This window comes from bacterium (assembly GCA_030018315.1).
Classification (GTDB): Bacteria; Hydrothermota; UBA3073; order JACQXS01; family JAGMCI01; genus JASEGA01.
In genome coordinates this window covers 1-3125 of sequence record JASEGA010000059.1, presented here as the reverse complement: position 1 = coordinate 3125, position 3125 = coordinate 1, and the positions used below count along the sequence as shown (strand labels likewise).

Here is a 3125-nt window from a genome sequence, read left to right as displayed (position 1 = left end):
AAGAGTCTTTAGTCTATGGTCTTCGGTCTCCAGTCTCTCTTAAGATTTACGACCTAACTGGCAGGTTAGTTAAATCTTTTCCCGCTTATCACTTGCCACTACTCACTTCTATTTCTTGGGCTGGCACTGATAACAGTGGTAAATTTTTACCAAGTGGAATATATTTTTGCAGATTAGATATGTGCAATGAATATGTAGTTAAACAAATATCTATATTAAAATGAACAGGTGTGAAATGAACAGGTTAGCAAGTATTTTATTGCTATTCTGCTTTATAGTAGGAGATGAGATATTAGCTGAGTCTTGGGAGTCAACAGGCTCACTTAACCGTGGCCGAAGCAAGCACATCGCAATATTGCTTCAAAATGGCAAGGTTCTGGTAGCTGGTGGTGGGTCTGGTCCGTCCAGTGGATGTGAAACTTGTGAGCTATATGATACTACAACTGGCACCTTGGACTATACTGGAAATATGAATTATGTAAGGACAGAGCATTGTGCTGTTCGTCTTAATGATGGAAAGGTATTAGTGATTGGTGGTGCCGATACAAGTATCTGGGCTCCAAGGAAGACTTGTGAGTTTTATAATCCTTCAAGTGGGACATGGAGTTTGACTGATAGTTTAAAAGATAAAAGAGGTAGTCCTTGTAATGGTATCGTTCAAAGTCTACAATATAGTAGCTGAGTTGGTAGCAACACTTGTTAATGAGGAGACAAAGGTTGGCTATTATTCTGTAGATTGGGATGCTAATGGAGTATCTTGTGGTATGTATTTCTTACAGTTTGAGGTTGGTGATAAAATAGTTACTAAAAAGATGGTATTAGTGAAATGAGAAAAAAAATGTCATTGCAAGGAGTAGAACGATGAAGCAATCTCTGGATTGCTTCGCTATCGCTCGCAATCACAGAGGGAGTAAAATGAATAAATTATATACTATAATTTGTGCGATAATCTGGTTTTCTGGTCTGTGTTTTGGTGGCTGGACTCAAGAAAATTCAGGTGTAAGCTCTGTCCTCTTTGATGTTTACTTTGTAAATGACAAATACGGCTGGGCAGTAGGAGGCCGGACTCGGCCTACAGTGGAGCGTGGTGTTATTCTGCACTCAAAAAATGGTGGCAAGTCTTGGGTTGAGCAACCGTTTCCATTACCTGACACTGTAGATGCTGAGCTTTCTGGTGTCTGCTTTTCAGACACAAACAATGGCTGGGCAGTGGGGTCTGGAAGAATAGTGGATAGAAGGCGTGAGTTATGGCTGATAAAGACAGACGGTGCTGGCAACAAGCTTTGGGATAAACTCTATGGTGGAAGAAGTTATGATTATGGATACTCAGTAGAACAGACCAGTGGTGGCTATATTATAGCTGGCTATACTTGGTCATTTGGTGCAGGTAATAGTGATGTATGGCTACTAAAGACGGATGGTAATGGTGATACACTTTGGACCAAAACTTATGGTGGAACTGATTCAGATGAGGGATACTCAATGGTACTTACTACAGATGGTGGCTATATCATAGCTGGATGCACTGAGTCATACGGTGCTGGCGATTGGGATGTGTGGTTGGTAAAAATGGATGCATCAGGTAATAAGTTGTGGGATAAGACATTTGGCGGAACTGGGTATGACGCTGGCATGTCTGTGGCACAGACTGGAGATGGTGGCTATATCATAACTGGGATTACTACCTCATCCGGTAGTCATGATGCATGGTTAATAAAGACAGATGCAGAAGGTAATGAGGTATGGGACAAGACATACGGTGGCACCGGTTGGGATGAGGGGCACTCTGTTGTAAATACCGTTGATGGTGGCTATATCATAACTGGTGTTTATAATAATTCCTATTTATGGCTAATCAGGACTGATTCTAATGGTGACACAATATGGACCGAGACCTATTCTGGTGCTTATACTTATTGGAACAGTGGTAACTCAGTAATTCAGACGCAAGACGGTAATTATGTAGTTACTGGTTCATATGGGGTAGATTGTAATAATTGGGGTCTATGGTTATTAAAGATAGATACAGAAGGTAATAAGTTATGGGATAAGACATTTGAGACCTCTCACCGTGCTCGTGGCTACGAGGTTAGGGAAACTGAAGATGGTGGTTACATTGTAGTTGGTACTCTTTCTCTACATTACAGTACAGGTGCGGATATATATTTACTAAAGACAGATGCAGAAGGTAATAAGTTATGGGATAAGCTATTTCAGGGTGCTGGTAATAGCAGTGATTGGGGTTTCTCAGTAGTTCAAGCTACAGATGGTGGCTATGTAATAACTGGCTGCACTGAACGGCCTGGTGGCGGTAACCTTGTTGAGTTAATCTTACATACTACTGATGGTGGTAAAACTTGGGTTGAACAATATGCTGGGTTAAACAGGTGTCCACAACGAGTTTGGTGTGTTGACCCACTAAATGCTTGGATAACTCCTGGTGGTCCATATTATAATAACCAGGTTATACTTCATACATCTGATGGTGGAAATAGCTGGGGCTGGCAGACCTGGTTTGGCTACAATGGTGGTATGTTTGGCATTTACTTCTCAGATTTACAGCATGGCTGGGCTTGTGGTGGCACAGAGGACTCGCCTGCTACAAGAGGTTACATAATACGGACAACTAATGGTGGGTTAAGTTGGGAGCTGAGCTATCACTGGCCATCCACTATCCCTTATACTTGGCCATTTATGACAGGAGTCCACTTTCCAGTGAATAACTCAACTGGCTGGGCATGTGGCTGGCTTGCAAGTTTTGGAGGTGCTAATTCTGAAGAGCGTATTATATACACTACTAATGGGGGGCAGAGCTGGGATATTCAGTGGAATCCGACTGGTGAGGCAGCCGGTATGTTATGGGATATACATTTTGGAGATTTACAAAATGGCTGGTGTGTAGGTGACAAAGGGAAAATCATTTGCACACATGATGGCGGAGCAACCTGGAGTTATGATACAAGTGGAGTAACTGCTGACCTCTGGGGAGTCCACTTTGTAGATGCAAACAATGGCTGGGCAGTAGGAGAGGGTGGAACAATACTCAAATATTGGAAAGAAGGTACTGAAGAAAGCTCAAATCTCAAACCTCAAATCCCAAAACTTGAAGTTTATCCTAATCCATT

Annotated in this window: 4 protein-coding genes; all 4 read left to right on the top strand. The window is 42.1% G+C overall.

Annotated elements, in window-relative coordinates; translation table 11 throughout:
- Positions 1-224: hypothetical protein (locus QMD71_09980; GenBank protein ID MDI6841152.1), on the top strand; the 224-nt coding region annotated here is incomplete at its 5' end.
- Between the two features lie 11 nt (positions 225-235).
- Positions 236-682 carry a kelch repeat-containing protein gene (locus QMD71_09975; GenBank protein ID MDI6841151.1) on the top strand — a complete coding sequence of 149 codons (447 nt, stop codon included), beginning with the start codon at positions 236-238 and terminating at the stop codon, positions 680-682.
- Positions 648-830, top strand: coding sequence for a hypothetical protein (locus QMD71_09970; protein ID MDI6841150.1), 183 nt, complete (start codon positions 648-650; stop codon positions 828-830). Before QMD71_09975 ends, QMD71_09970 begins: the two co-directional genes overlap by 35 nt.
- An 85-nt stretch (positions 831-915) precedes the next feature.
- A partial coding sequence (locus QMD71_09965; GenBank protein ID MDI6841149.1) for a YCF48-related protein occupies positions 916-3125 on the top strand: 2210 nt, incomplete at its 3' end.